Source organism: Cupriavidus sp. UME77 (genome assembly GCF_014170355.1).
Classification (GTDB): Bacteria; Pseudomonadota; Gammaproteobacteria; order Burkholderiales; family Burkholderiaceae; genus Cupriavidus; species Cupriavidus basilensis.
Map to the genome: position 1 here is coordinate 21,564 of NZ_LZZU01000050.1, position 26,991 is coordinate 48,554.

At 67.0% G+C, this 26,991-nt stretch carries 25 protein-coding genes; 6 read left to right on the forward strand and 19 right to left on the reverse strand.

Annotation, left to right across the window (positions count from 1 at the left end; translation table 11 throughout):
• Window positions 1-8: 8 nt before the first annotated feature.
• From A9975_RS20330 to A9975_RS20345, 4 genes are all read right to left on the reverse strand, one after another.
• Entirely contained in the window at window positions 9-533 is a 525-nt protein-coding gene (locus tag A9975_RS20330; protein ID WP_183034372.1) for a nucleoside deaminase, read from the reverse strand.
• 72 nt (window positions 534-605) lie between these two features.
• Entirely contained in the window at window positions 606-1,442 is an 837-nt protein-coding gene (locus A9975_RS20335) for an IclR family transcriptional regulator (RefSeq protein ID WP_255503325.1), read from the reverse strand.
• Window positions 1,443-1,478: 36 nt separating this feature from the next.
• Window positions 1,479-3,023 (reverse strand): class I adenylate-forming enzyme family protein, encoded by a 1,545-nt coding sequence (locus tag A9975_RS20340; RefSeq protein WP_183034374.1) that lies wholly within the window; start codon window positions 3,021-3,023, stop codon window positions 1,479-1,481.
• A gap of 133 nt (window positions 3,024-3,156) precedes the next feature.
• Window positions 3,157-4,761, reverse strand: coding sequence for a methyl-accepting chemotaxis protein (locus A9975_RS20345; RefSeq protein WP_183034377.1), 1,605 nt, complete (start codon window positions 4,759-4,761; stop codon window positions 3,157-3,159).
• Window positions 4,762-5,049: 288 nt separating this feature from the next.
• Here A9975_RS20345 and A9975_RS20350 point away from each other — a divergent pair, with 288 nt between their 5' ends.
• The gene (locus tag A9975_RS20350) at window positions 5,050-5,799 is read left to right on the forward strand and encodes an EAL domain-containing protein (RefSeq protein ID WP_255503326.1); all 750 of its coding nucleotides are present in this window, start codon (window positions 5,050-5,052) and stop codon (window positions 5,797-5,799) included.
• Here the strand turns inward: A9975_RS20350 and A9975_RS20355 are convergent.
• Window positions 5,786-6,511, reverse strand: coding sequence for a response regulator transcription factor (locus tag A9975_RS20355; protein WP_183034379.1), 726 nt, complete (start codon window positions 6,509-6,511; stop codon window positions 5,786-5,788). The two genes, A9975_RS20350 and A9975_RS20355, sit on opposite strands and share 14 nt — an antisense overlap.
• A gap of 484 nt (window positions 6,512-6,995) precedes the next feature.
• Window positions 6,996-7,646 (reverse strand): FMN-binding negative transcriptional regulator, encoded by a 651-nt coding sequence (locus tag A9975_RS20360; RefSeq protein ID WP_183034381.1) that lies wholly within the window; start codon window positions 7,644-7,646, stop codon window positions 6,996-6,998.
• Between the two features lie 87 nt (window positions 7,647-7,733).
• Here A9975_RS20360 and A9975_RS20365 point away from each other — a divergent pair, with 87 nt between their 5' ends.
• Window positions 7,734-9,140: a PLP-dependent aminotransferase family protein gene (locus A9975_RS20365; RefSeq protein WP_370565075.1), complete on the forward strand. Its 1,407-nt coding sequence runs from the start codon at window positions 7,734-7,736 to the stop codon at window positions 9,138-9,140.
• Window positions 9,141-9,196: 56 nt separating this feature from the next.
• On the opposite strand, the gene A9975_RS20370 is transcribed toward A9975_RS20365, so the two are convergent.
• Window positions 9,197-11,086, reverse strand: coding sequence for a potassium transporter Kup (locus A9975_RS20370; RefSeq protein ID WP_220810829.1), 1,890 nt, complete (start codon window positions 11,084-11,086; stop codon window positions 9,197-9,199).
• Between the two features lie 244 nt (window positions 11,087-11,330).
• Complete coding sequence (locus A9975_RS20375; RefSeq protein ID WP_183034382.1) at window positions 11,331-12,356, reverse strand: aldo/keto reductase; 1,026 nt, start codon at window positions 12,354-12,356, stop codon at window positions 11,331-11,333.
• Between the two features lie 155 nt (window positions 12,357-12,511).
• On the opposite strand from A9975_RS20375, the gene cls reads away from it, so the two are divergent.
• Window positions 12,512-13,945, forward strand: a complete 1,434-nt coding sequence (gene cls / locus A9975_RS20380; protein WP_220810830.1) for a cardiolipin synthase — start codon at window positions 12,512-12,514, stop codon at window positions 13,943-13,945.
• A gap of 23 nt (window positions 13,946-13,968) precedes the next feature.
• Here the strand turns inward: cls and A9975_RS20385 are convergent, their stop codons facing one another.
• The 9 genes from A9975_RS20385 to A9975_RS20425 all read right to left on the reverse strand — a co-directional run bounded on the left by A9975_RS20385 (window position 13,969) and on the right by A9975_RS20425 (window position 21,733).
• Entirely contained in the window at window positions 13,969-14,439 is a 471-nt protein-coding gene (locus tag A9975_RS20385; RefSeq protein ID WP_183034384.1) for an ion channel, read from the reverse strand.
• A 166-nt stretch (window positions 14,440-14,605) separates the two neighbouring features.
• Window positions 14,606-15,070, reverse strand: coding sequence for a nuclear transport factor 2 family protein (locus tag A9975_RS20390; protein WP_183034386.1), 465 nt, complete (start codon window positions 15,068-15,070; stop codon window positions 14,606-14,608).
• Complete coding sequence (locus A9975_RS20395; protein ID WP_183034388.1) at window positions 15,070-15,855, reverse strand: SDR family NAD(P)-dependent oxidoreductase; 786 nt, start codon at window positions 15,853-15,855, stop codon at window positions 15,070-15,072. Before A9975_RS20395 ends, A9975_RS20390 begins: the two co-directional genes overlap by 1 nt.
• A gap of 73 nt (window positions 15,856-15,928) precedes the next feature.
• The gene (locus A9975_RS20400) at window positions 15,929-16,477 is read right to left on the reverse strand and encodes a DUF3833 domain-containing protein (RefSeq protein WP_183034390.1); all 549 of its coding nucleotides are present in this window, start codon (window positions 16,475-16,477) and stop codon (window positions 15,929-15,931) included.
• Window positions 16,474-17,796 (reverse strand): MFS transporter, encoded by a 1,323-nt coding sequence (locus A9975_RS20405; RefSeq protein WP_183034391.1) that lies wholly within the window; start codon window positions 17,794-17,796, stop codon window positions 16,474-16,476. Before A9975_RS20405 ends, A9975_RS20400 begins: the two co-directional genes overlap by 4 nt.
• On the reverse strand, window positions 17,793-18,323 hold the full coding sequence (locus tag A9975_RS20410; protein WP_220810831.1) for a chalcone isomerase family protein: 531 nt from the start codon (window positions 18,321-18,323) through the stop codon (window positions 17,793-17,795). The genes A9975_RS20405 and A9975_RS20410 overlap by 4 nt, the downstream gene beginning before the upstream one ends.
• A gap of 1 nt (window position 18,324) precedes the next feature.
• Entirely contained in the window at window positions 18,325-19,539 is a 1,215-nt protein-coding gene (locus A9975_RS20415; RefSeq protein WP_183034392.1) for a cyclopropane-fatty-acyl-phospholipid synthase family protein, read from the reverse strand.
• Window positions 19,536-20,384: a DUF1365 domain-containing protein gene (locus tag A9975_RS20420; protein ID WP_183034393.1), complete on the reverse strand. Its 849-nt coding sequence runs from the start codon at window positions 20,382-20,384 to the stop codon at window positions 19,536-19,538. Before A9975_RS20420 ends, A9975_RS20415 begins: the two co-directional genes overlap by 4 nt.
• Before the next feature lie 5 nt (window positions 20,385-20,389).
• Window positions 20,390-21,733: an NAD(P)/FAD-dependent oxidoreductase gene (locus A9975_RS20425; protein ID WP_183034394.1), complete on the reverse strand. Its 1,344-nt coding sequence runs from the start codon at window positions 21,731-21,733 to the stop codon at window positions 20,390-20,392.
• Window positions 21,734-21,921: 188 nt separating this feature from the next.
• On the opposite strand from A9975_RS20425, the gene A9975_RS20430 reads away from it, so the two are divergent.
• Window positions 21,922-22,536 (forward strand): TetR/AcrR family transcriptional regulator, encoded by a 615-nt coding sequence (locus A9975_RS20430; protein WP_183034395.1) that lies wholly within the window; start codon window positions 21,922-21,924, stop codon window positions 22,534-22,536.
• A gap of 105 nt (window positions 22,537-22,641) precedes the next feature.
• On the opposite strand, the gene A9975_RS20435 is transcribed toward A9975_RS20430, so the two are convergent.
• Together A9975_RS20435 and A9975_RS20440 are read right to left on the reverse strand one after the other, a co-directional pair.
• A complete protein-coding gene (locus tag A9975_RS20435; RefSeq protein ID WP_183034396.1) occupies window positions 22,642-22,911 on the reverse strand; it encodes a hypothetical protein in 270 nt (89 codons plus the stop codon).
• Window positions 22,912-23,168: 257 nt separating this feature from the next.
• Window positions 23,169-24,197 carry a sigma-54 dependent transcriptional regulator gene (locus A9975_RS20440; RefSeq protein WP_183034397.1) on the reverse strand — a complete coding sequence of 343 codons (1,029 nt, stop codon included), beginning with the start codon at window positions 24,195-24,197 and terminating at the stop codon, window positions 23,169-23,171.
• Window positions 24,198-24,514: 317 nt separating this feature from the next.
• Here A9975_RS20440 and A9975_RS20445 point away from each other — a divergent pair, with 317 nt between their 5' ends.
• Window positions 24,515-25,924: a sigma-54 dependent transcriptional regulator gene (locus tag A9975_RS20445; RefSeq protein ID WP_183034398.1), complete on the forward strand. Its 1,410-nt coding sequence runs from the start codon at window positions 24,515-24,517 to the stop codon at window positions 25,922-25,924.
• A 172-nt stretch (window positions 25,925-26,096) separates the two neighbouring features.
• Window positions 26,097-26,927, forward strand: a complete 831-nt coding sequence (locus tag A9975_RS20450) for a sensor histidine kinase KdpD (protein WP_255503329.1) — start codon at window positions 26,097-26,099, stop codon at window positions 26,925-26,927.
• Window positions 26,928-26,991: the final 64 nt, after the last annotated feature.

Sequence of the window (26,991 nt, forward strand, 5' to 3'; positions counted from 1 at the left end):
CAGCGCGCTCAGTCCTGCCAGAAGCCCGCGTGCGCCTGCGCCGCCTCGTCTTCCAGCGCGGGGCCCAGCACGGCGACGCTATGCTGCCCGCGCGCGAACACCTCCCGGCAGGGCAGCGAGAAGGTGGGGTTCTCGGGGTGAGCGCCGGTCAGCGTGAGCAGCCGGTGCTCGGACAGCGCGTACACCACCCGCCCGATGTTGCACCAGTAGATGGCGCCGGCACACATGCAGCAGGGCTCCGCGCTGGTGTAGAGCGTGGCGCTGGCGAGTGCCTGCGGCGACAGCTTGCGGGCGGCTTCGGCCGCGGCGGCCAGTTCGGCATGCTGGGTGGGGTCGCCCTCGGGCGGCATCGAGTTGTTGCCGGCGCTGGCGATGATATTGCCGTCGGCGTCTGCCACCAGCGCCGCAAAAGGATGCCGCCCGCGGGCGCGGGACGCCTCCGACAGGCGGATGGCCTCGCGCAGCAGGCGCAGGTCCTGCTGGCTCAGCGCCGTGGCAGCAGCGGTATCGTCGGCGGCAATCAATGTGGTCATGGTCTGGTCCCGGTGGGTTCGTGAAGCGCGTGGAGGCGTAGTGGCGTAGTGGCGTAGTGGCGTAGAGGGTGCCTAGCGATCCTGCGCGCGCAGCGCCGCTTCGATGCCGCGAATGCTCTCGAGCAGGCGCGGGCGCACCGTCTCCAGCAGTAGCGCGGCCGGCACGATGGCGGTGGGTCCGCTGCACGACAATGTCATCGGTGGCAGCGCGGGGCCGGGCCGGAACGCGGCGGCGATCGAGTTGATATCCGGCAGCCATTCGCCAAACGACGTGGTGCAGCCCTGGCGTTCCACCTCCGCGCGGCTGCGCTCCACAATGGCCTGCGCGCTGGCGGCATCCGTCCCTTCCTGTTGCCGGAAGGCGGCCAGCGCTTGCCGCTGTTCCACGGCGGGCAACGCTTGCAGGTAGGCACGCCCCGCGGCCGAGGTCAGCCCGGAGATGCGCGTGCCGACCGCCACTCGCAACGTCAGGTATGACTCCGACTGGCAGTTTTCAAAGATCAGCATCTGCGCCCGATCGCGCACGATCAGCGACGTCACGCCCTGGGACAGGTCGGCCAGCTCCTGCATGAACGGACGCACCACCGCCAGCACATCCACGCCATGCTGCGCCGCGGGGGCGAGGGCCAGCGCCGAGCTGCCGAGCTGGTACTTGGCCTGCTCGGGGTCCAGCCGCAGGTAGCCCAGCTCCGTCAGCGTATGGGTGAGGCGCGACACCGTGGATTTGGGCAGGCCGCAGCGCTGCGCCAGCTCGGCATTGCCCAGCCGCGTCTCAAAGCTGCGGAAACTCGCCAGCACATCGAGACCCCGCGCCAGCGCGGTCACGAAATGCCGGTCTTCCTTGTGCTGCTGCATATGCTGCTGCACTTGCGTTTCGTGCGGTGGATCTTCGGTCTGCGGTTCGGACATGGGTGGCCTCGGCTGGCTTGGGGCTGCGCTTGCGTCTCAGCCTGCGCTGGCCAGCAGCTCGCGCAGCTTGGCCTTGAGTATCTTGCCGGACGGTGCAGCCGGCAAGTGGGCCACGATCCTGACCTCCGCCGGCATCTTGTAGGGCGACAGCTGCTCACGCAGGAAGGCGCGCAGCGCGGCCTGGTCCAGCGTCATGCCCTCGCGCACTTCCACAAAGGCGATCACTTCCTCGTTGCCTTCCACCGCGCGTCCCACCACCGCGGATTGCAGCACGGCCGGGTAGGCGTTGATCGATTGTTCGACTTCCTCCGGGTACACGTTGAAGCCGGAGTGGATGATGATTTCCTTGGAGCGCCCCACGATGGAGACCGCGCCGTCGGCATCGATGCGCGCCAGGTCTCCGGTGTGCAGCCAGCCGTCGGCGTCGATCACCTGCGCGGTCAGGTCGGCTCGGCGGTAATAGCCCTTCATCACGTTGGGGCCGCGCACCAGCAGCTCGCCGCTGCCGTCGGGCAGGGGCTCGCCCAGGCGGATCTCCACGTCAGGCACCACCGGACCCACCGAGCAATCCGTGCGTGGCGATTCCACCCGGGTCTGGCAGACCGTGGGCGAGGTCTCGGTCATGCCATAGCCGTTGTGCAGGATGATGCCGAAGCTCGCTTCAAACGCCGCCTTGAGCGTGGCGGTGAGCGGCGCGCCGCCCGATTGCGCCATGCGCAGCGCGGGCGCTTGCAGCGGCGTTGCCTGGGCGCGGCTCCATTCGATCAGCTTGGCATACATGGCGGGCACGCCATGCAGCACGGTGAGCCGCTGCGCGACCAGCGCGTGCGCCAGCTTCTCGGGGCGGAATCGCGGTTCGTAGAACACCGTGGCGCCGTTCGAGAGCGGGCCCACCAGCAGCACGGACAGGCCGTAGACATGCGAGATCGGCAGCACGCCGTAGACCCGGTCGCCCGGCTGCACGCGCGCCTGCATGCGATTGGAGCGGCCGATGAACATCAGGTTGGCGTGCGTCAGCATCACGGCCTTGGCGGCGCCGGTGGTGCCAGTGGTGTAGATCAGCGCGGCTACCTGGTCGCGCGCCGCTGCGTCCACAGGCTCAGCCACGGCGGCTGCATTGAGCGCGCCCAGCAGCAGCTTGCCCGCATGCGGCCATTCGGCAGGTTGCGCGCCGCGCGCCAGGCCATGCTCGCGGGCTTCGGGATGGGCATTGTCGAGGTAGAGCGCGATGCGCGCACCCGAGTGTTCGATGATGTTGTCGATCTCGCGGGCGGACAGGCGGGCATTGACCGGCACGGCCCATGCGTCCAGCGCGCTGAGCGCCAGGATCAGTACCGCACAGCCCACGCTGTTCTCGGTCACCAGCACCACGCGATCGCCGCCCCGCACGCCGGCGCCAGCCAGTGCGCGGGCGGTTTCGGCAATGGCGCCGTCCAGCTCGCCGTAGCGCAAGGACCGCTCGGCGTCCATCAGGGCCACGCGTTCGGGGTGGCTCTGGACCCAGGGGCCGATGGTCTGGTGCAGGCGGGAAAATGAAGTGGCAGCCGGTGCGTGCGCGGCGGGCGTGGGGGTGCTACTCATCACAGTCTCCAGATAAGGCGTCCGGCGTGGGCCGCCGGATTTTTCGATGGCGGAATACTCCCACCGATCGCCTTACGCGTCAACTGCACTGTGGAATCCATGTTCTGCACTGCAGAACATGGATCGTACGGCCTCAGAACCGGAAGCGCGCGACTCCAGCCGACAGGCCTGCCGCTTGCTCATCCAGGCTGGCCGCCTGCGCCGTAACGGCTTCGACCAGCTCGGCGTTCTGCCGGCTGGTCTGGTCGAGCTGGGCCACCGCCTCGCCCACCGAGCGGATGCCGCGCGCCTGTTCGTCGGCCACCCCGCACAGCCGCTCGGCCAACTGGTAGCTCTGGCCTACCGCCTGCTCGATGCCGCGCATGGCGCTGACCACTTGCCCGCTAAGCCGTGCCCCACGGGCGATCTCCGAGCTGGCCTGGCCAATGGTGGTGCGAATCTCGCGCGCGGAGTTGGCGCTGCGCTGCGCCAGCCCGCGTACCTCCTGCGCCACCACGGCGAAGCCGCGCCCGGCCTCGCCCGCGCGGGCCGCTTCCACGGCGGCGTTGAGCGCAAGGATGTTGGTCTGGAAGGCAATGCTCTCGATCACCTCGACCATTTCCGCGATATTGCGCGAGTGCTGGTTCACCGTGTCCATGGCGCCGCTCATCTCGTTCACCACCGCCATGCCGGCGTCGGTGGCTTCGCGTGCCTGGCGCGCCATGGCGCTGGATTCGGTGGCCTGGGCGTGGGCCTGGCCCACCAGCGCGGTGAGGCGGGCGACGCTGTCGGCGGCGGCGGTCAGCGCGGCCGCCTGCAGCGCGGTGCGGCGCGACAGATCGTGGTTGCCGCTGGCGATGCCTTCGCTGGCCGCGGCGATCTCGGCGGCGGAGAGCTGGATCCCTTCGAGCACGCCGGCGAGCTGGTCGCGCATGCGCGCCAGCAGGCTCATCAGGCTGTGGTCATCGCCGGGGCGCACGCGCACGGCTTGCTGCAGGTCGCCCGAGGCGATGCGGCTGGCCACCTTGGCCGCGTCCGCGGGCTCGCCGCCCAGCTCCGAGTGCAGCAGGCGCGAGGCAAACCAAGCCAGCGCGGCCGCCGCTGCAAGACTCGCCACCAGCATGCCGACCATCACGGCCTGGGCGCGCAACTGGCTGGCCGTCACGGTGGCTACCGTATCGGCGGCCTGCCGCTCCTGCTGCTTGCGCGTGACCTCGACCAGGTCGGCCAGCTTCTGTAATTGCTCGCCAAGAAAATGGCCGTCGACCGAAACGGCGCTGTCGAACTGCAGGGCATCGAGCGGCTGCTTGCGCAGCAACGTGACATAGTCACGCAGCATCGCCGCGGCGCTGTCGCGTTCCGCTTGCAGCGCGGTGGCCTGCGCGGGTGCGGCCGTGCGCACGGTGGCAAGGGCCTGGTCCAGGCGGGCGAGGGCGCCGTCGATGTCGGCGGTTGCGCCATCGCGCTCGGTGCCGCTGGTCGCCATGGTCAGGGCAAGCTGGGCGCGGCCCAGCCGGGCCAGCGCCGATTGCGCGCGCTCCGCCGCGATGGCCCCTTGCATGTCGCGTTGATAGAGCGTATCTGTCATCTGCTTGACCGAGACGAGGCTGAAAATGCCCGTCAGCCCCACCACGGCGCCGAACACATAGATCAGCGCAAATGCCATGCACATGCGCGCGCTGAGGGGAAGGCGGCCCAGCCAGGCGGGCATGCGCCGGCCGGCGCGGCGTGGAAGGCGAAGGTTGATGGCTTGCAACACGGTTGAGACTCCGATGGGCCACGCGGCCCATATGCTGACCCTGGGGTACCGCCATCTCGCGCGCCGGCTTGCAGCGCCGGCTTACCGCGGGTGACGGCATGACTTAGTTATGGTTTACATGCTCGCTGCAACCTGTGACGCATCAATGACATCCCGCCATTGCGCAGGGGTAATCGGCTTTGTCATCCGGGTGACACATGGCTGACATGAAATAGAGGGCGAGTCACATTGGCTCACCAGCTTCTTGCGCCTGGCGCCGCGCCTCCCCACGTCACGTTCACTCCGCCCATGCAGATTGCCTCCCCCCTGGCCGGCGTGCCCGTGCCGCGGCTACGCTTGCCGCCGCTGCACGCCGTCTTCCAGCCCATTGTGGTGTTCGGGACCGGCCAGGTGCTGGGCTACGAGGCGCTGGTCCGGGGACCTGCCAAGTCACCGCTGGCCATGCCGGAGGCCTTGTTCCGCCTGGCGCGTGACGAGGCCGAGACCATCGAGCTGGAGCTGCGGGCGGCGCGCACCGGTCTGTCCACGTGCCTGGCAAATGGCCTGCGCGGCAAGCTGTTCCTCAACTTCAGCGCGATGGCGCTGCGCTACCTGCTGGCCGACGGCGGGAGCGCCATGCGGGCGCTGGTGGCGAACAGCATCGCGCCGGATCGGGTCGTGATCGAGGTGACCGAGCAGACCCCCATCGAGGACGCGGAGCGCTTCGGGCAAGCCATGGCCGTGCTCCGCGAACTGGGCATGCAGTATGCGCTGGACGACTTCGGCACCGGCCACGCCAATCTCGACCGGCTGGTCCACCTCGCGCCGCACTACACCAAGCTGGACAAGTCGCTGGTGCGTGGCATCGGTAACTGCTCGCGCCGGCTTGAAGTCGTGCGCACGGTGCTGGCCCTGGTCAAGGCACTGGGTGGCGAGGTGATCGCCGAAGGCATCGAGGACGCCGATGACCTGGCGGTACTACGCGATCTCGGCGTGCCCTTCGGGCAGGGCTACTACCTTGGCAGGCCGGCGCCGCACCCAGTGCTCAGCCAGTGCTGAGCGGGCCGGGCCGAGGCAGCCGCGCGCCGGTCTCATCCAGGCGATATCCCTTGCCATACACCACCGTGATGACCAGCCCATTGCGGGGGTGGAGCTCCAGCGCCCTGCGCAGGCGCGATACCAGGCTCGCCAGGGCGCGGGACAACGGTGGCAGCGAATAGCCCCAGATTGCACGTTCGATATGGGCATGGGACAAGACCCGGCCGACGCTGCCAAACAACAACGCTGCCAGCTCGAACTCCTTGGGAGGCAGCGTGAGCCGGCGTCCCTGGAACACGACCTCGTGCGCCAGGCAGTCCAGTGAATAGATCCCGACCGCCAGGTCCGGGCTCGGTGTTTGCCGGCGCGCGGCGGCGCGGCGCTGCAGCGCGTGCAGCCGGGCCACCAGCTCGCGCGCGCGCAGCGGGCGGATCATGTAGTCGTCGGCGCCCGCCTGCAGGGTATTGACGACCGAGTCTTCGTCGCGCCGCTGGGAAACCACCATCACCGGCACTTCGCTGCGCCAGGCGCCGCGCACCGCGCGCACGGCTTCCACGGCTGGCATGTCGGCAAGGTCGTGGTCGATCAGCAGGACGTCATAGCCGGCTTGGTCGATGCCACGGAAAAGCTCCAAGCTTGCGGGGTAGGTGTGGCAAGGCACGCCGGCGCGAGCGAGGGCGTCTGCAATGGCCTTGGCCTCTAGCGACAGATCCGCTAGCAGTGCGATCTTCATAGGCATTGTCCAACTGGCATTAGTGCGGTTCGCGGGCCGGCGCGCGCATCGGCTGCCAGGCCGCTCAGGCCGTCAATGTGCCTGGGCCGGCCGGCCACCGGCCTGCCCGCGAGACGATCCAGGCAGGATAGTCCGCGACGTGAGGGATATCGTTCGGAACAATCTGCAAGAGGGTGCGGAAGATTCTCAAAGCAGGCGGGAAGCCAATCTACAAGGCGACCGGTATCGCACCGGGCCACGGTCGATTGTTGCGGCGCACGTACACATTTTGTCCACGATTGCCGGATCGTGTTATCCACAGCTTGTGTGGATAACCGCGCTTGACGTGCCGCGCTTGGCCAATGGTGGCGGTTATGTATCGGGCTGCCTAAATTTTGAACAGGAAGGCAGGTGACGCCTCGCCGGCGACGGTGGACGCGGACAAATTCAGTGCGGCAGCGTGCGAGGCAGCAAGAGGGGCAGGGTGGGATTCGCCATATTGCCTTCAGCGCGCCGGCGCATTGCGCTCAGCGATCGCCTTGGCCATGGCTTCAGCCTCAGTGCCGCCCAGACTCCGCAGTCCGTACACAACACCGTCTCGATCAGCCAGCGTGCGATTTTGACTCACCTTCCACTTTCCGCGTAGTGAACTCAGCTTGATCTCGATGCCGACGATCGCGCGCAGGGTCGCGTCGATGAAATCTTCAGGCGCATCGCTCACCGCCCACGGTACCGGGCGCGCAGCCTCATGGCGCTCGCTCAGACGGGTGACGAACGCGCGCAACCAGTCCGCATCCTCAACGGCCTGTAGCCTGCCGCGCCCCTGCGCCATGATGTAGTTCCAGGTCGGTACGACTTTGCCGGTGGCCGCCTTGCTCGGGTACATCGATGGCGAGATATAGGTTTGCGGGCCTTGGAACACAACGAGCGAATCCACATCGGTGCGTGATTCCCTCCACAATGGATTTGAGCGCGCCACATGCGCGCGGAGGATGCCCGGGCCGCCCTCCGGGTCTGCTTCGAGCAAAAACGGGATGGTATTTGCGACCATCTCGCCAGCCGGGTCCTGCGTGACCAGCAGACCCAGGGGATGGGTGCTGATCAGGCCGTGCAACAACTCGGGGCGCTTTTCTTCGAAGTGAGCAGGTAGGTACATGGGACACCCTTTTGTAAAATGGTTCCTTATTCTAAGATTGTGTCATTCACAATAAGGAGCCATTTCTTGGCAATGCGAGGAGCCGTTGTGGGTCAATTGCGCCAGCAGGTTTATCTACGCCTGCGCGAGGGCATCGAGACTGGAGTCTTCGCGGCTGGCGCCCGCCTGCCCCCCTCGCGCGAGCATGCACGTGTACTGGGTGTGTCACGCAACACGGTGCTCTGGGCAGTAGAGCGTCTGCAGTCCGAGGGCTACCTGGTCGCCCGGGTTGGCGATGGCACCTATGTGGCAAAGCGTGGCCCTCCGGCTCGTGGCACCGCACACGGGCCGAAGATTGTCGCGCACCAGTTGTTGTCGCAGCGTGGTCGCTTGATTGCCGAGACCGGTTCGCGCTGGAACCCCGCCACGGGCGAGGCCTTGCCCTTTCGCCTTGGTCGCCCGGCGCTGGAAGCGTTTCCGTTCGCCATATGGGATCGATTGGAGCGAAAGACACCAATCGCCACTCGCGTCGTTGGCGCCGGTTATACCGAGGCTGCCGGGCATCCACCGCTGCGCGCTGCGATCGCGCAATGGCTATTGGTGTCCCGCGGCATCCGCTGCGATGCGGGGCAAGTGCTGATCACCGCCGGCTCGCAACAGGCACTGGACCTGGTTGCGCGGCTGCTGCTCGACGTTGGCGACGAAGTGCTGGTCGAAGACCCGGGCTATCCAGGTATCCGTGCCAACTTGATCGCGCATGGGGCACTGGTGCGGCCGGTTCCAGTCGATGCGCAAGGAATGTGCATCGCGCAGGGCGCACCGCTTTATCCGAGGGCAAAGCTCGCCGTTGTGACGCCAACGCATCAGTTCCCGCTTGGCGTACCCATGAGCCTGGCTCGCCGCAGCACCCTGATCGAGTGGGCCCGAGCGAATCGGGCATGGATTGTCGAGGATGACTATGACGGCGAATTCCAGTACGGCGCCCAGCGGATTCCCGCGCTCTGCAGCATGGCGCACGACGCGCGCGTGCTGCATGTAGGCACGTTTTCGAAATCACTGGGTGCGGGGCTTCGATTGGGGTTCATCGTACTGCCTGACGAACTGGTCGATGCGTTCACGCGCGCGCGGGCGTTGAGTGATCGCCAATCGCCCGGCGCGGTGCAGGACGTACTCGCGCGATTCATCGCCGAGGGGCATCTGCTACGTCACCTGCGTCGCATGCGAGAGTTATACCGAGAGCGTCAGGCCTCGATGATTCACCACCTCACGCGTGCCACCGACGGTGCGATTGCGCTTGAACCCAGCTTGCATGGCATGCATCTCGCGTTCGAAGTCGGCGGACAAATCCGAGACACTGATTTGAGCCGACGAGCGCAAGACGCAGGCGTGCATCTCGCGCCGATCTCGAGCTATTGCATCGCGGCAAAGCGCCGCGGCTGGTTGTTCGGATATGCGGGCTACGACGAGGCCGCGCTCGCTCGTGCGGCACGTGCGCTGGGGCAGCAATTGGGATGATCTGAAGGTGCGTATTGCAATGAGTTGGCCGGCAGGGGGGCTTGATCGTCAGATCGTCAGATCGAGACGCGCCGGCCAATCTCCACCACCTGATCGCTGGGCAGCCGGAAAAGATCGGTAACGTGCATGCCGTTCCTGACCATCAAGGCGAACAGCTTGCCCTGCCAGCGCGGCATCCGGCTGTCGCCCTCGCGCAGCACGATGGTCTCCAGGCCCATGTAGTAGGTGATGGTGCCCAGGTCCAGCCCGCAGTGCAGCATCTGGGGCTGTTGCAGCAGCTTGGGAATATCGGGCCGCTCCATGAAGCCGTAGCGGGCGTTGGCGCGCCAGAAACCCGGCATCGGCTGCGTTAGCGTCAGGCGCTCGGCGTCCTTGATCCACGGCACCGTCTCCGTCGCGATGCTCACGGCAAGGATCTTCTGCTGCAAGGCGTGGTTGCGCTTGACATGCCACAGCATCACCGGCGGCGTGCCATCCAGCGTTCGCGTCAGGAACACCCCGGTCCCGGGCACGCGCGGAATGCGCTTTGCCTGCACCTCCCCCAGGAACGCGTCGATGGGCGTGATATCTTCGTTGATCGCCGCCGAAATCGCGGCCGTGCCGCGGTGCCAGATCAGCATGACGCCATAGACAACCGTCGCCAGCATCAACGGGATATACCCGCCATCCAGTACCTTGGCGAGATTGGCCACGAAGAACCCGCCGTCGATGAGCAGGAAGACGCCCGAGACGGCCGCGCTGGCCCACAGGCTCCAGCCCCAGATATCGCGCATGGCGATAAACAGCAGCACGGACGTCATCAGCATGGTGAGGGAAACGGCGATGCCATAGGCGGAAGCCAGTTGATCCGATGACTTGAAGAACAGTGCCAGGCTGACCGTCACCACCATCAGCAGCCAGTTGACCGTGCCGACGTAGATCTGCCCGTAGCCCTGCTCGGAGGTCTGCCTGATCCGCAGGTGCGGCAGCCATCCCAGCAGGATCGCCTGGCGCGTCATGGAAAACGCGCCGGTAATAATGGACTGGCTGGCGATCACCGTCGCCACGGCGGCCAGGATAACCAAGGGCACCAGCAGCGGAGGCGGGCAGAGCAGGTAAAAGCTGTTGTGCGTTGAATCGGCCCCGGACAATACCAGCGCGGCTTGTCCGGCATAGTTGAGCAGCAGGCTGGGGAACACGATGGCGGACCATGCCAGGCGGATCGGGCGCGGGCCGAAATGGCCCATGTCGGCATACAGCGCCTCGGCGCCGGTCACGCAGAGGAAGATGCCGCCCAGCACCAGGAAACTGGTATAGCCATTGGAGAACAGGAATTCGAGGCCATAGATCGGATTGAGCGCAATCAGGATCGATGGGTGCAGCAGGATGCCGCGAATGCCGAGCACGGCAATGCAAAAGAACCATAATGCCATCACCGGCCCGAGGGCCCTGCCGATGCGGGACGTTCCCATTGGCTGGATGGCAAAGAGCGCCACCAGTATGGCCACCGTGGCCGGCAAGATAACGGATTTGGCCTCGGGAAAGACAATCTCCAGCCCCTCCAGCGCGGAGAGCACGGAGATGGCGGGTGTGATCGCGCCGTCGCCATAGATCAATGCCGCCCCGAACAGCCCGGCGGCCACCACCAGCGGGCGTTTCTTCTGCTTGATCCCCAATAGCGACATCAAGGCGAGAATGCCGCCTTCGCCGTTGTTATCGATGCGCATGGCAAAGGACACGTACTTCACCGTTGTGACGATAATCAATGTCCAGATCAGCAGGCTCAGCAGGCCCAGGATAACCGGCGCCGACGGCTTGCCCCCCGAGAGCGCGAGTACGGTTTTCAACGTGTAGAGAGGGCTGGTGCCGATGTCGCCAAATACCACGCCCAGTGCGGACAGCCCCATGACGGCGAGGCCGGAACGGGTTTTAGCGGACGCATCGATCAGCGCAGGGGCTTGCGGCATGACTCTCTCTCCAGGCAACCCATTGAAGAACATTCCGGGGAGCCCGGGATGACGATCATGGTTTGTCAGCCAACATGATGATAATCGCGAGGCGAAACCCGCGAGTTGTCCGCGAAACGCGAACCGGCCCGAGCGCGAGCCGTTGGCCAGGGCCGGCGGCCCGGCAACCGTGCCTGCGGGTTGCCGGGCGAACCGGTCGTGGCCAGGGTAGCCAGCGGGCCGGCCACCCTGGCGGGCAACACAATCAGGCGGACGGAACCGGGCGCCCGGTCAGCGGATAGTTCGGGTCGTTGTAGCCATGCGTGGAGGCATGTCCGGGGCGCACCAGCTGGTCGACCAGGGCCTCTTCTTCGGCGGAGATGGGCACGCCGACGGCGCCAAAGTATTCCTCGAACTGTGCCAGCGTGCGCGGCCCGGCAATCACCGAGCTGACGATCGGGTTGGCCAATACCCAGGCGGTAGCGAACTGGCCCAGCTTGAGGCCGCGCGCATCGGCATGTGCCTTCAGCGTCTGGGCAATCACCAGCGATTCCTCGCGGAATTCCGTTTCCATCATGCGGCGGTCGGCGCGGCCCGCGCGTGAGTCTTGCGGGGGCTGCTGGCCGGGCAGGTACTTGCCGGTGAGCACTCCGCGCGCGATCGGGCTGTAGGGCACCACCCCAAGGCCGAAGTGCTGGCAGGCCGGCAGGATCTCCACCTCGGGCATGCGGTTGAGCAGGTTGTAGTAAGGCTGGCATACCACCGGGCGCGGCACACCCAGCTGGTCGCACAGGCGTGCGGCCTCGGCGATGCGCCAGCCGCGGAAATTGGACAAGGCCCAGTAGCGGATCTTGCCAGCACGTACCAGGTCGCCCATGGCACGCACGGGTTCTTCCAGGTTTTCGCCGGGGTAGTCGCGGTGCAGGTAGAGGATGTCGAGGTAATCGGTGCCAAGGCGGCCCAGGCTTTGCTCCACTTCGCGCAGGATCCAGGCGCGCGAGTAGTGCGAATGGTTGGGCGCAGCCTGCATCGGGTTGCCGAGCTTGCTGGCCAGGATCCAGTCATGGCGATCGGCGGCGAGCAGCTTGCCCACCATGCGCTCGGAGCCGCCCTTGCTATACACGTCCGCGGTGTCGATGAAGTTGACGCCGTGCGCGCGGGCACTGTCGACGATGCGGCAGGCCTCGGCTTCGTCGGTCTGGTCGGCGAACATCATGGTGCCAAGGCACAGGGCCGATACCTTGAGGTTGCTGGCGCCCAGGCGCCGGTACTCCATCTTGAACTCTGACATTGCGGTCTTCCTTGATGTGGCTGGCGCTAAGGCAGTAAAGCGCTAGGGCGTGAAAGCTTAACGCCTGCGGGGAATTTCTGCCTGCCCCCGGGCCGCGGCTATGCCAGAATGCTAGCCATTGTGGTCCGGCTCCGCCAAGGCGAAATCTAACAATCATGCTCAGCCCCTCCCTCGTCGCGGCGATCGTGCTGGTGTTCCACCTGCTTGGCGTCGTTGCGGCTTTGCACGCGGTCATGACCGTGCGCACCGCGCCCGGCGCCATTGCGTGGGCCGGCTCGCTGGTGATGATGCCGTACTTCACGCTGATCCCGTACCTGATCCTCGGCAGCAGCAGTTTTGCCGGCTACGTGAACGCCCGGCGCTTCAACAACGACCGGCTGCGCGAGGTCACGCACGAGATGGAGCCGCACGAGCGCGAGGCGCGCGACGCCAGCGTCGTGCACTCGCCCCCCCAGCCTTACCTGCGCGCCTTGCCCCGGCTGACCGGCATGCCGTGCCTGGCCAACAACGCGGTGCGGCTGCTGGTCAACGGCGAGGCGACGTTCGAGGCCATCTTTGCCGCGATCGCCGCGGCGCGGCAGGTGGTGATCGTGCAGTTCTTCATCGTCCACGACGATGCGCTAGGACGGCGCCTGCAGAGCCTGCTGTGCGAACGCGCTGCCGCGGGCGTGAAGGTGTATTTCCTCTACGACAGCATCGGCTCGCATGCGTTGCCGGGCCAGTACGTCAAGGCGCTGCTGGCCGCCGGGGTGGAGGCGCGCGCCTTTGCCACGCGGCGCGGCTTTGTCAACCGCTTCCAGCTCAATTTCCGCAACCACCGCAAGCTGGTGGTGGTGGACGGGGAGTGCGCGTTTACGGGCGGTCACAACGTCGGCAACGAGTATCTCGGGCTAAAGCCGCCGCTGGCGCCCTGGCGCGACACGCATATCGAGATCCGCGGCAGCGCGGTGCTGGACTTGCAGATGGTGTTTGCCGAAGACTGGTTCTGGGCCGCGCGGGAGGTGCCGATGCTGCTGCCCCCGCCGGCAGCACCTGCCGGGGGCATGACCTGCCAGGTGGTGCCGTCCGGCCCCGCCGACGCGCAGGAGACCTGCTCGCTGTTCTTCGTCGAGGCGATCCAGGCGGCGCGCTGGCGGGTGTGGATCACCAGCCCGTACTTCGTGCCGGACGAGGCCGTGTTCGCCGTGCTCCGGCTGGCGGTGCTGCGCGGGGTTGACGTACGCATCCTGCTGCCGGCGCGCCCCGACCATCTCGTGGTGTTCGCCGCCTCCACGCTGTATGCCTACCAGGCGGTCTGCGCGGGCGTGAAGCTCTATCGCTACCAGCCGGGCTTCCTGCACCAGAAGGTTATCCTGATCGACGATGAGGCCGCGGCGGTCGGCAGCGCAAACCTCGACAACCGCTCGTTCCGGCTCAATTTCGAACTGATGGTGATGACCGCGGACCGCGATTTTGCCGCTAGCGTGACGCGCATGCTGGAGGCGGACTTCGCGCAGGCCTGCCAGATCGAGCGCAGCGAATACACCGCCGCGCCGAGGCTGCGCCGCGTGGCGATGCACGTGGCCACGCTATTTGCGCCGATCCTGTAACCAGCAGGTGCCGTGCGCCGTGCCTACAGATCCGCTTGCGCCGCTTGCCTCGAGCTGCCGGTTGGCCAGTCGCGGCGCATGATGATGTAGGTGAAGGATGTCGACCAGCCGATCAGGATCAGGCCCACCAGCGGCTCGATGCTGGCGAGCAGGCGCGTGGCGCCGATCGGCGCGATGTCGCCCAGGCTTTGCGTGGTGAAGGTTTCAAGCGAAAAGTAGAGGTAGACGATGGGCGTGATGGGATGGGCGCTGGTAAGGCCGCCCAGGCCCAGCACATTGCCCGCGACCCAGTAGCCGACGGCGAACACCATGGCTTCAAGGCTATGGGCCAGGATGATGCAGACGATCAGCACGCCAACGTTGACGCGGCCGGTCCAGCGGCGCGGATTCATGCCGGACAGCAGGCGCAGGGCTTCGTAGTGGATGGCGACCACGGTCACGGTCAGGATACTGGCGCTGGCCAAGGCCAGGAGGTCGTGGACGGTGAGGTTCATTGGGCATTCCTTGTCGGGCCGGGATCGCCTCGGTTGGGCGCGGCACGCGATAGTGACCGCCGTTGCCGCCGGGATGTTCCCCGGGATATGGCCGCACACGGTCACAAACTGCTTGGAATGTAACGGGGGATCACGCGCAATGCCAGCCCGAAGCGCACTAGCGCGGCTAGGAAAGCGGCGTGGCGAAGCGCCGGCGCAGCCAGCCAACCAGCGGCCCGAGCCAGGGCAGTTGCTGCCAAAGCTCCTGCGCGGCGTCCCAGTAGTCGCGATGGAGTGTCACGCGCCCATCGTCGCCAAAACGGAAATGCGAACTACCGTGCACGTGGTAAGGCTTGCCCTTCAGGGTGAAGTGGAAGTCCCACAGCACAAACGCCTGGTCCGGCTGCCGGAATTGCTCACCGATCACAAAGCGCGGGTTGTCCGTGGTGACGAACATGTGCGCAAAGATCCGGCGGATCGCCTCGCGTCCGTGCACATCGTTGAAGGGATCCTTGAAGCGGGCATCGTCTGAATAGAAGCGCGCGATGTCGCCCAGCGAGGCGGGCGAGAGCGTTTCGTACCATCGCAGCAGGGCTGTCAGCTCGGTCAGCTCGGTCAACTCCGTCAGTGCGTTCGGGCGGGTCAAGGGCATCACGGCGCGTCCATCACTTTTTGCAGGGCCGCAAGGCGCAGCCGGTAGGGTAGCAGGCTGGCGAGCTTGAGCAGGAGGGTGAAGCGGCGCGGGAAATCGATCTCGAAGCGGCCGCGCGCCAGCCCCTGCAGGATGGCCTCGGCGGCGGCCTCGGGGGTGAGCAGGGCAGGCATCGGGAACGCGTTGTTGGCCGTCAGGCGTGTCTTGACGAATCCCGGGTTAACCAGGTAGACGCCCAGCCCGCGCGGATGCAGCTCGGCGTAGAGCAGTTCGGCCAGGTTGATCAGCGCGGCCTTGGTCGGCCCGTAGACGGTGGCGTTGGGCAGGCCCATGTAGCCGGCCACGCTGGCGACCAGAACCAGGCTGCCGCTGCCGCGCGCGAGCATGTCGGCAAGCGTGGCCTGCAGCCCGTAGTAGACGCTGTTCAGGTTGGTCTCGATGGTGTGGCGCACGCTCGCGGCCTCCAGTTCCCAGGGGCGTAACGCACGATAATCGGCGGCGCAAAACACCACCAGGTCCACGCCATCCCAGGCCTCGCGCAGTGTGTCATGCGCCAGGCGCCAGGCGTCGGGGTCGGTGGCATCCATCGGCAGCAGCAGCGCCGTGGCGTGATCGCCGGCAACCGCCTTGAGGGCTTCAGCCCGGCGCGCCGACAAGGCTACCCAGGCGCCGCGCGCAAGCAGAGCGCGCGCCAGCGCCGCGCCGATGCCGCTCGATGCGCCGACCAGCCAGACCCGCTTTTCGCGCCAATCCGTCCAGCGTGGGTTGAGTGCCATCCAGGCCATGGTTGCCTCTCTGATTTGCGCCGCAGCCGCGATTCGTTCATGGCGGCCCTTGTGGCTATTGTGGCTATTGCCGCTATTGCGGACGCCGGAAGAACACCGTGACCTGGCCAACCTCGAAACCGAATTTCGAGACGCTGGCGCGATTGATCATGGTGCGCGCGTCGACCAGGTACATCCAGTCGTCGAACTGCACGTCATACGTGGTGTCTCCCACTGGCAGTCGCAGCGTGTAGCGCCAGTTCAGCGCGTTGCCCGCGCTGTGCCCGATCGCTTCGCCCACCACGTCGCCGGCGCGCCCCCGCCAGGCGCCGTCGGGTTGGCGCGTCAGCGTCCAGGTGCGCTGCTCGGTGCTGCCGTCGCTGTAGGTAAAGTGCTCGTCCAGTACGAAATCGCTGCCTTGCCGACGACCCTCGATGGCTACCGTGAAGCGCTTGACGACCTCGCCGCTGCGTTTCTGGAACATGCCCCAGGCCTCGGTCTTGCCGCCGAAGAAAGCAGGCACATCGAGCACTGGCTGCTGCTGCGCGTACTGCGCAACGTCCGGGCCAGCGCACGCAGTCAGCCATAGCGCGGCGTACAGCAGCAAGCGTTTGCCGCAACGCGAGGGGTCAAGGCGAATCATGTCGGGTCCTCCATCCGTGGTGCCGGGGCCGTGCGCAGGCACAGCATGGCGGCTAGCTTGAACAGGCAGGGCAGGCCGCCGTAGACCAGCGCCAAGGCATGGCTGCCGGCCGCCGTGCCGCCCGGGCCAGGCTGGTAGCCGCACCAGGCCAGCAACGGCAGCGCCAGGCCCGACAACGCGAGCGCCAGCTTGCCCAGCAGGCTCCAGATGCCGTAGTAGCCGGCGGGTTGCTCGCCGGGGGGAATCAGGCAGGCCAGCAGCACCGGCGGCAGCGCCAGGTCGGCGCCAAGCGCAAGCCCCGCGAGCACGCACACGGCCAGGTAGGCGCCGGTGTCGCCTGTGCCCAAGCCGGCCGCCCAGACAAAGGCGGCCACCGCCAGCACCATGCCAAGCCGCCAGGCCCGCGTGGGGCCGATGCGCGCGCAAAGCCGGGTCCAGAGCGGCAGCCCGGCGGCGCCCGCCGCGAAATAGGTGGCGAGGAACGCGCCGGACCATTGCGGCGCGCCCAGCCGATCCTGGATGAAGAACAGAGCCAGCGTGGCCGGTATCGAGACCGACACCGCGTTGAGGAAATACGGCAGCAGCAGGCGCCGGAATGCGCGGTTGGCGAGCGTGGCGTGCCAGCCGTGCACGCCAGCGCTGTGGTGGCGCCAGGCCGGCGCGCGCCGCAGCAGCAACGCCAGCGCCCCCAGCAGCAAGACAGCGAACACCAAGGCATAGCCCGCCATGGCCGGCGCGGCGGGCCAGCCCGATGCGCCCAGAAGCCAGGCGGGCAAGACGCTGGCCAGCACCACCCCGGCCAGGCCCGCTGCCTCGCGCCAGGCCGCGGCGCGGGTCAGCGTGGCCGGCTCGCGAGACAGGCGCGCGCCCCAGGCCAGGTAAGCGATGTTGACCACGCTGTGCGCGCTGTAGACCAGTACCAGCGAGAGCGCCAGCCAGGCGGCCAGCGCCGCGCCGCGCACAGGCGGCAGCCACAGCATGGCAAAGGTGGCCGAGAGCACCAGGCACGCCAGCCACAACGCCGGCGCGAGCTTGCCGCGCTGCGCCAGGTGGTCGATCCAGCGGCCGAGGAACGGGTCCTGCACGGTGTCGAGCAGTCGCGCGGCGAACAACACCGTGCCGGTCGCGGACAAGGCCAGCCCGAGCTCGCTCGCGTAGTAGGCTGGCACCTGCACGTAGACCGGCAGGGCCGCCATGGCCAGCGGCATGCCGAGCAGGCCATAGGCAGCCATGGCGGATGCCGGGGCGGGCGCGGGGAGGGCCGGATTGGGCGCGGCGGGTGTCGTGGCTGCCGCGCTGCCGAGGTGCGGTGCGGTCATCGCGCGATCCCGAGCAGGCGCTGGCGCAGCGCTGGCGCGCGCGTGGCGGGGTCGAGCCAGATCGAGAAAAACGCCTGCGCGAACGCGGGGTCGTCGATCTCGGTGGTCAGCCGGTCGCCAGCGTAGAAGCGCACGCCCTTGCCGGGCATGAACACGCCGGTGAGCGTGTCGCCCGGGCGCACGTCGACAAACGCCTGTGTCATGCTGGCGCGCCAGCTATCTAGTAACTGCGGGCTGGGCGGCGCGTTGCCGGCGCTGCCGATGCGCTTCATCTCGTCGAGGCTGGTTTCTACCAGGCGCTCACGCTTGATGCTGCGGTCGTAGGTGAGTTGCAGCGCAAAGGGCGCGTCCGGTGCGATCGGCAACTGTGCGCTCCATAGCTGGGCGGTATAGAGGCGAAATCCAAACACGCGGAATTCGCCTTCGCCCGCCAAGCGGGCGGCCTGCACGTCTGCGCGCCAGCCCGTGGCGGCAAGCGCTGGGACACAGAGGATGGCCATGGCGAGGGCGGCGGCAGCGCGACGCATCTTAGTCTTGCCGCTGCAGCACGAACTGCATGACGTCGGTGCGGCCTTCGTCGAACCCGGCTTCGCAGTAGCACAGGTACAGGCGCCAGGTACGGATGAAGACCGTATCGAAGCCTTGTGCGGTGACATCATCGAGCGCCTGCTCGAAGGCTGCGCGCCAGCGCCGCAGCGTCTCGGCGTAGTCCGGGCCAAACGCCAGCGTGACGTGGCTTTGCAGCCCGGCCCGCAACCCGGCCTTCAGGAATCGCTCGGGGCTGGGCAGCATGCCGCCTGGGAACACGTACTCGCGGATAAAGTCGCTGCTCGCGCGGTAGGCCTTGAAGCGCGGCTCTTCGATGGTGATCGACTGCACCAGCGCGCGTGCGCCGGGCCGCAAGCGCTGGCGCAGCATCTGGAAGTAGCCGGGCCAATAGCGCTCGCCCACGGCTTCGAACATCTCGATGGAGACAATGGCGTCGTACTCGCCATCGAGATCCCGGTAGTCGCGCAGCTCCAGTCGGGCGAGCCCTTCCAGCCCGGCCTGGGTCACGCGCTGCTGCGCTACCTCGAGCTGTGCGGCGGAGATGGTGATGCCGTGCACGTGGATCCCTTGCCTTGCCGCATGCATGGCAAAGCCGCCCCATCCGCAGCCCACCTCCAGCACGCGCATGCCAGGCTTGAGGCCAAGCGTGTCGACAATATGCTGGTACTTGGCGTCCTGCGCGGCTTCCAGCGGCCGGGCCTGCTCGCCCTGGAACAGTGCGGCGGAGTAGGTCCAGGTCGGATCCAGCCAGCGCCGGTAGAAGGCGTTGCCCAGGTCGTAGTGCGCGTGGATATTGCGGCGGCTGCCGGTGCGGCTGTTGGGGCGCAGCCGGTGGCGCACGCCGTACCACAGCCGCGCCAGCCAGCCGCCGACCACGGTTTGCGGCAGCGCGGACTCATTGCGGATGGCCAGGCGCAGCAGCGCGGTGAGGTCCGGCGTATCGAGCCAGCCTGCGCGGTAGGCCTCGGCAAAGCCGATGTCCCCGGCGCGCAGGATCTCGGCACAGGCACGCCAGTCGCGCAGCTCCAGGCGCGCGCCGGGCCCGGCATGCGGATCGCCAAACAGGCACTGCTCGCCCGAGGGCGCAACCAGCAACAGGTGGCCAACGCGGATGCGCTCGAGCAGGGTTAAGAAAAGACGGGCTGACGCAGGGGCACCGTCGGGCGGCAGGGTTAGCGCGCGAGAGGGCGTCATGGCTTGTTTTCCTCGAACTGCGACAGGTTGGCGGAGGGGTTGGGGAAACTCGTCGGGCCGGGGGGATGGGCACCGGGGCCTGGATCTTTGCCGCGGAACGGCACGTTCTTCAGCCACAGCCGCAGGGCCTGCCAGTGGATGCGCGCCATCACCGACACCGTGAGCCAGGGCTGGCGCGCCAGCGCGCCGAGCACATTGGCGCGCGAAAACGGCAGGCGGCGCCCGCCGATCGCGGTACGGATCACGAGGCCCGTGGCGTCGTAGTAGTCGATGCCGGCAAAGCTGGTGCCGCCGGTTTCGCGCAGGCGGAACGCATAGCTGCCCTCGACCACGCAGAACGGCGACACATGCAGCGCCTTGTGGCAGGTCAGCACGGTGTCGGGGCCGATTGCGCAGCGGTCGGGCGCGCACAGCAGGTAACGGTGGCTGGCGCCGAAGGTGTTGTTGACTTCGGCCAGCACCGCGCGCAACTGGCCGGCGCGGTCATGGCAATGCCAGAAGCTCACCGGGTTGAAGGCATAGCCGAACACGCGCGGGAACGTCTGCAGCCAGATCTCGCCGTCGGCCGGCAGGCCGGCTTCGGCCAGCAGCTTGCGCATCCACGCGGCCAGGTCGCTGCCATCGCGCGGGCCGTAGTCGCGCGTGGCAAGCGACAGCGGCGCCCAGCGGTCGATGCCGAACCACCAGTGGCGCAAGTCGGGCAGGCGGTCGAGATTGCAGCACAGGTAGAACACCGGATACACAAAGCGGTGCCGTGCGGGACGCAGGCGTTCATGCATCACGCGGCCAAGTAGCAACCACGCGGGCGGCGCGCCGGCGGGGCTGCTGGCGAGGTGGTCTTCCATGCCGCTCATAGCCTGGCCCAGTCCGGCAGCACATCGAAATCGGCGGCCACGCGCAGCGCGGACTTGAGTCCGTCCTCGTGGAAGCCGTAGCCCGTCCAGGCCCCGGCAAACCAGGTGCGGCGCCGGCCCTGCAGCGCGGGCAGCGCGGACTGCGCCGCCACGGCGGCCAGGTCGAAGACCGGGTGCTGGTAGTGGTAGCGGCCCAGTTCCGTGCCGGGCGCTGGCGCGGAGATGGGGTTGAGCGTTACCACCACCGGGGCCTTGAATGGCAATGGCTGGAGATGGTTGCACAGGTAGCTCACGCAGACCGGGCGGGTGTGGCCGGCATGATCGTGCGTGCCCGGGCCCGCATCGTGGGTACCAACGGCTCCGCCCAGGTAGTTCCAGGCTGACCACACCTTGCGCCGGCGCGGCAGCAGCGCCGGATCGGTATGCAGGATCGCCAGGTTAGGCTGGTACTGCACCGCGCCAAGCGTATGGCGCTCGCCGGGATCCGCGTCGGCCAGCATGCGCAGCGTGGTGGGCGCGTGGGTGGCCAGCACCACCGCGTCGAAGTGCTCGGGGCCATCGTCGGTCAGCAGGTCAACGCCGTGGTCATGCCTGCGGATGCTGCGCACGGGCGTCGATATCCGGATGGCGGCATCGCGCTGCGCCAGTTGTGCGGCGATCCGCCTTACATAGTCGCGCCCGCCGCCCTGCACCGTTTTCCACTGCGGCCGGTTGTTGACCTGCAGCAAGGCGTGGTTCAGGCAAAAGCGCAGGAAGGTGGCGGCAGGGAAACGCAGGATATCGGCGGTCGCGCTGGACCAGATCGCCGCCGCCATCGGCAGCAGGTAGTTGTGGCGAAACGGCTGGCCATATCCGCCGTCAAGCAGCAATTGGTCCACCGAGCAGCCGCTCTGGGTGGCCAGCGCCAGGTTGCGCTCGGCTGCACCGTTGAAGCGCACGATATCGCGCAGCATCGACAGGAAGCTGGGCGAGAAGAGGTTGCGGCGCTGCGCGAACACGGTGTTGAGGTTGCTGCCGGCCCATTCCAGCCGGCCTTGGTCCAGCGATACGGAGAACGACATATCGGTGGGATGGGCCGTGACCCCAAGCTCGGCGAACAGCGCGATCAGGTTGGGATAGGTGCGGTCGTTGAACACCAGGAAGCCGGTGTCCACGGGATGGCGTACCCCCTCCAGCTCGACCTCGACCGTGTTGGTATGCCCGCCCAGGTAGTCACCGGCTTCAAACAGCGTGATGTTGTGCCGACGCGACAGCAGATAGGCGCTCGCCAGGCCAGAGATGCCTGCGCCGACTACGGCGATGCGCTGGCCGCGCGGATAGGTTCCGGGCGCGCCGCTCATGCCGGTTCCTTGCTGGCGAGCGCGCGCTCGCCAATGGCGCCAGCCCTTGTGGCAGCTTGGCTGGCGGCGGTTGCAGGGCGGCAGTGCTGGGGATTTCCTGATTTCGACATCGCTTTGCCTGGATGGGTGCTAAGATGGTTTCGTACCGCGTTGGAAAAAAGATTACTACATAGTAGCGAGATTTACTAATGAGTATTTTCGGCAGGCTGAGTTTCAAGGACCAGGCTTTCAAGCTGCGTGAGGACGCGATCCTCGATGCGGCGACCCGCATCCTGGCTGGCAAGGGCTTTGACCTGATGACCATGGACGACGTGGCGCTGGAGGTTGGCATCTCCAAGCCCAGCCTCTACAAGCACTTCAAATCCAAGGAGGATCTGGTCAGCGAAGCATTGATCCGGCTGATCGACGGCGCGCTCGAGTACCTGGAGCAGCTCCCGGGCGATCTCACGGGGCTGGCGCGCTTGCGCGCCTTGCTCGAGTGGGCGCTGCGCGTACGCCTGACCGGCGGGCTGCCGTTCCTGCCATCCACCAGCCCGCATGTGCGCGAGATGCTCACGCGCAACCTGCGCTACGTCACGCGTGTGCTCAAGCTCAACCGGCAACTGGAAAAGCTCGTGGCCGAGGCCAAGGCGGCGGGCGAGCTCGATCCGTCGCTGCCCGACGATGTGATCCTGTTCAGCTATTACGCGCGCACTTGCGATCCGGCCGTGGAGTACCTGCAGCTGTACAGCAAGCTGGGCACCGACGCGATCGTCGAGCACATGCTCAAGGTCAGCTTTGAAGGAATGCGTAGTCACTTGTAGGCGGGCGCGGGCAAGCCGCGCGCTGGTGGTCCTGATGCCTACATGTACGGTGCGCAGCGGGGATTGGATGCGCGCCGGCAGCGCCCAGCGCCGGGGAGGCGGGGCTTAGTCGAACTCGACGTAGAATTCGCCGCGCGGCCCGTCAAAGCCGACGCGTGGCACCTTGCCGTGTTCGCGGCTGGAGCGGGCCAGGGCACGGAGCTCGGCCTGCCGGGCTGGCTCGCGCAGGCTGCGGCGGGCCTTGGTACTGATCTCGACCGGGCCGCACTGAGGGTTGTCGCAGTCGTATCGCACCCATTGCCCGTAGCTGCCGCGACGGGCGCGGGCTGCGGCCTGGGTGCCGCAAAGCGGGCAGTATTCTTGTTTGTCCTTCATCGCCGTCAATGGTCGTAAAGGGGAGGGGGCAGGGGCCGGGAAATCGGTCCTGGCGCCATGCTGCCTCGCTGGTAGCCACGCAAAGTCAAATTGAAACGTGGCCAGCCACGCAGCCAGGCGGTCAATGTCCTGACAGACTTTGCATACAAGTCTGCGCAGTTCGCGGTCGTGGTGCTGCCCCTCTTTAGAGGGGATCGATTGGCCGAAGGAGCCACCGGGACGCGGTCAGCGCGCCGGCAACGGGCGAATTGGGCGGCTCAGCTCGCGCGATAGGTATCTAGCCGGTTGTAGAGCGTCTTCAGGCTGATGCCTAGCGAGTGCGCAGCCTGCCGCTTGTCGCCGTCAAAGCGCGCCAGCGTGGCCAGGATGATTTCGCGCTGCGCGTCGGCCAGCGAAGTGCCGATGCGCACGTTGACGAAGCCGTCCAGCGTGGCCGGCCGTGGCGGTTGGGTGGCGATATTGGGGTTGGCGATGTCGATGACGCGGTCAGCCAGGATAAAGGCGCGATAGATGGTGTTCTTCAGTTCGCGCACATTGCCGGGCCAGCCATAGTGCCGCAGCCGTTCCAGCGCCGTGCCGGAGAACACCTTGTCGGCGCCCTCCATGGCGTTGAACTCTGCCAGGAAATGCCTGGCCAGCTGCGCGATATCCTCGCCACGCTCGCGCAGCGGCGGAATGTGCAACGGGAAGACCGCAAGGCGGTAAAGCAGGTCCTCGCGCAATTGGCCAGTGCGCACCGCGTCGACAGGGTCGCGGTTGGTCGCCGCGAGGATGCGCACGTCGCATACGATCTGCGTGTCGCCGCCTACGCGGTGGAAGGTGCGCGTCTCCAGCACCCGCAGCAGCTTGATCTGCATGTCGGGCGCCATTTCCGTGACTTCATCCAGAAACAGCGTGCCGCCGCGGGCTTGCTCGAAGTACCCGGCCTTCTGCTGCACGGCACCCGTGAAGCCGCCTTTCTCATGGCCGAACAACTCCGACTCGATCAGCGTGGGGGATATCGCCCCGCAATTGACCGCGACGAACGGCCCGGCCCGGCGTGCGCCGCGGTCGTGCACGGCGCGGGCTACCAGCTCCTTGCCAGTGCCGCTTTCGCCCACCGCCAGCATCGTGACTTCCGTGGCGGCCACCCGCTCTATCTGCGCGAGCAACTGCCGCATGACGGGCGAAGCGCTTTGCCAGAGCAAGGCCGAGGGACCCTGTATGGCGTGCCGCGCCGCGCCGCTTGCCGGCGTGGCGGGAAGGGAGGCGGCAGGCGGGTTGAGGCTTGTCATCGAGAGCGGCATGGGGGGCGTGATCGCCTATGTACGGCCGGGTCGGCGGGAAGTGCGCCGGCGGTGGCGCAATCTGGCGGCGGTTGAGCTAATCCTAGCGCGTGCTTTGGCTTGAGGCCACTGTTTTGAACGGTTCCTGCGCCAACGCGTGCCGGCGCGTGGCGTTGTCAGACAGACACTGGTACCGCTGCGGCTGGCGCCCGCATAAACTTGGTTGTATCCCCGGATTCACCTTGGCGCCAGGACGCACCGCCTCCCTATGTTCTGACATAGGGCCAGGACCGTGCTTGCCGTGGCAGCCGGGTGATGCGGTGCCGATACGGAGAACGATGCCCCACATCCTGATCGTCGACGACGATGAAAATACTTGTGCCGCACTGTCCGAGATCGTGACGGCCGAGGGCTTCACGTCCGCCACCGCAGGCGACCTGCGTGAAGCCTGCCTGCAGATCGGCTGGCAGGTGCCGGACGTCGTGCTGGCCGACCTGAAGCTGCCTGACGGCAGCGGCATGGACCTGTTCAACGAGGTCGGCAACGCTGGCGTCGAGGTGATCCTGATGACCGGCTACGCCAGCGTGGAATCCGCCGTGGATGCGCTGCGCCGGGGCGCCACCGATTACCTGGTCAAGCCGATCAACGTGACACGCCTGCGCACCGTCCTGAAGCGCATTGCCACCACCGGCGACCTCAAGGCGGAAATCCATTCCCTGCGCGACGAACTGCGCCGCTACGGCCGCTTTGGCCGGCTGCTTGGCAGCTCCGAAGCGATGCAGGTGGTCTACGACCAGCTCGGCAAGGTCGCGCCCACCGAGGCCACGGTGCTGCTGGTGGGCGAGAGCGGCACCGGCAAGGAGCTGGCCGCGCAGACCTTGCACGAACTCTCCGCGCGCCGGCGCCAGCCCTTCCTGGCCGTGAACTGCGGCGCGATCTCCTCCACGCTGATCGAGTCCGAGATGTTCGGCCACGAGCGCGGCAGCTTTACGGGCGCGGAGCGCCAGCATAAAGGCTACTTCGAGCGGGCCGACGGCGGCACGCTCTTTCTCGACGAAATCACAGAGATGCCGGTCGAGCTGCAGGTCAAGCTGCTGCGCGTGCTGGAGTCCGGCGCCTTCATGCGCGTTGGCACCAACCGTGAGCTGCATGCCGATGTGCGTGTGGTGGCCGCCACCAACCGCAACCCGGAAGACGCGGTAGCCGAGGGCAAGCTGCGTGCCGACCTCTATCACCGGCTCAACGTGTTTCCGATCGAGCTGCCGCCGCTGCGCGCGCGCGCCGACGACGTGGTGCAGATCGCTAACACGCTGCTGGAGCAGATGAACGGCGAGCATGGCACGCAACGCCGCTTTGCCCCGGCGCTGCTCGATAGCCTGCTGCTGCATGCATGGCCCGGCAATGTGCGCGAGCTGCGCAACTTTGTGCAGCGCGCCTACATCATGGCCGACCAGGATCTCATTGCCGATGCGCACGTGCCGCTGCAGGTGGCAGCGGCCAATTCGGCCGCTGCCACCATGGTCTCGGTGCCCGTGGGGATGTCGCTGGCCGAGGCCGACCGCCAGTTGATCTTCGCCACGCTGGAGCAGTGCTCCGGTGTGAAGAAACACGCCGCCGAGATACTCGGCATCAGCCTCAAGACCTTGTATAACCGCCTGGAAGAATATGCCTCAAGGGGGGAGTTGCCGGAATCGCTGCGCGCCAATGGCACGAGGACGCCGCCGGGAAGCACCACGGCGCCGAACTAGCATGTGCGGCGCGCCGCCAGCGCTGCTGGCCCGCCGCCGTTGGATCGGATACCAAAAATTGGCCGGGTGCGACCCGGGATTACGGTTTCGCGCTACACGGATGCCATCCATTGGCGCGAGCGGAATGGTTATTGCATGACAACCGGGCGAGCATGCAGCCCCAAAGGTATCCATGTCGCAGCAACATCATCCTGCAGAAGGCCCCGAAGCATCGGATCATCCCGCGACGGTTGAACCCAGCGAGCCGATCCAGAGTGCCGCCGAGGTCGCCACGTTGATCAGCCAGGTGGCGCATGACCTGCGCTCCGCGCTTAACGGGGTGCAGAGCTGGGCCTACGTGCTGGACCACTCGCTCGACACGCCTCCCGCCTCCGCGCAGCGGGCGCTTGGCGGCATCCGCACCGCCATGCAGCAGCAACTGGAGCTGATCGAACACATGGAGGAGGCGGTGGCGCTGCTGGCCGACGACAGCGCGCCGCAGTGGGAGCGCGTAGACCTGCTGGCCGCATTGCAGAAGGCGACGGACGAGGTGCGCCCGCAGGCCGAGGCGCGCGGCGTCACCCTGGCTGCGGGGTGTGTGGATGGCCTTGAGGGGCAGCCTGCCGCCGCCCTGCTGATCGACGCCGACCCGCGCCGCCTGGATCCGCTGCTGCGTCACCTGCTGGTACATTGCATCCGCCATGCGCGCAGCGCCGATACCGTGGAGGCGCACCTCAAGCCCGAGGCCGGGCGGATCCGGCTGCGCATTACCGAGAGCCGGGCGCCCACCGGCGCACGCAAGGAAGAGCGCATAGCCGTGCTCTCCGATTTCTTCCGCCGGCGCAAGGCCCAGGGTGGCGTATCGGCGCCACGCCAGGGCACTGCGCTGCTGCTCGCCAGGCGGCTGGTGGAAACGCATGGGGCGCACATCGAGGCCGAAGGGCAGGGGTGTTCGACCGATAGCGGATCGGTGTGCATTGCAGTGAGTTTTCCGCTGCATGCCACGCCGCCCGGAACGCCTTGAGCCCGTATTTTTTACCGGTTGCGGCATAAAGTGCATGGCGCCTGCGAAATGCCGTTTTCGGTTT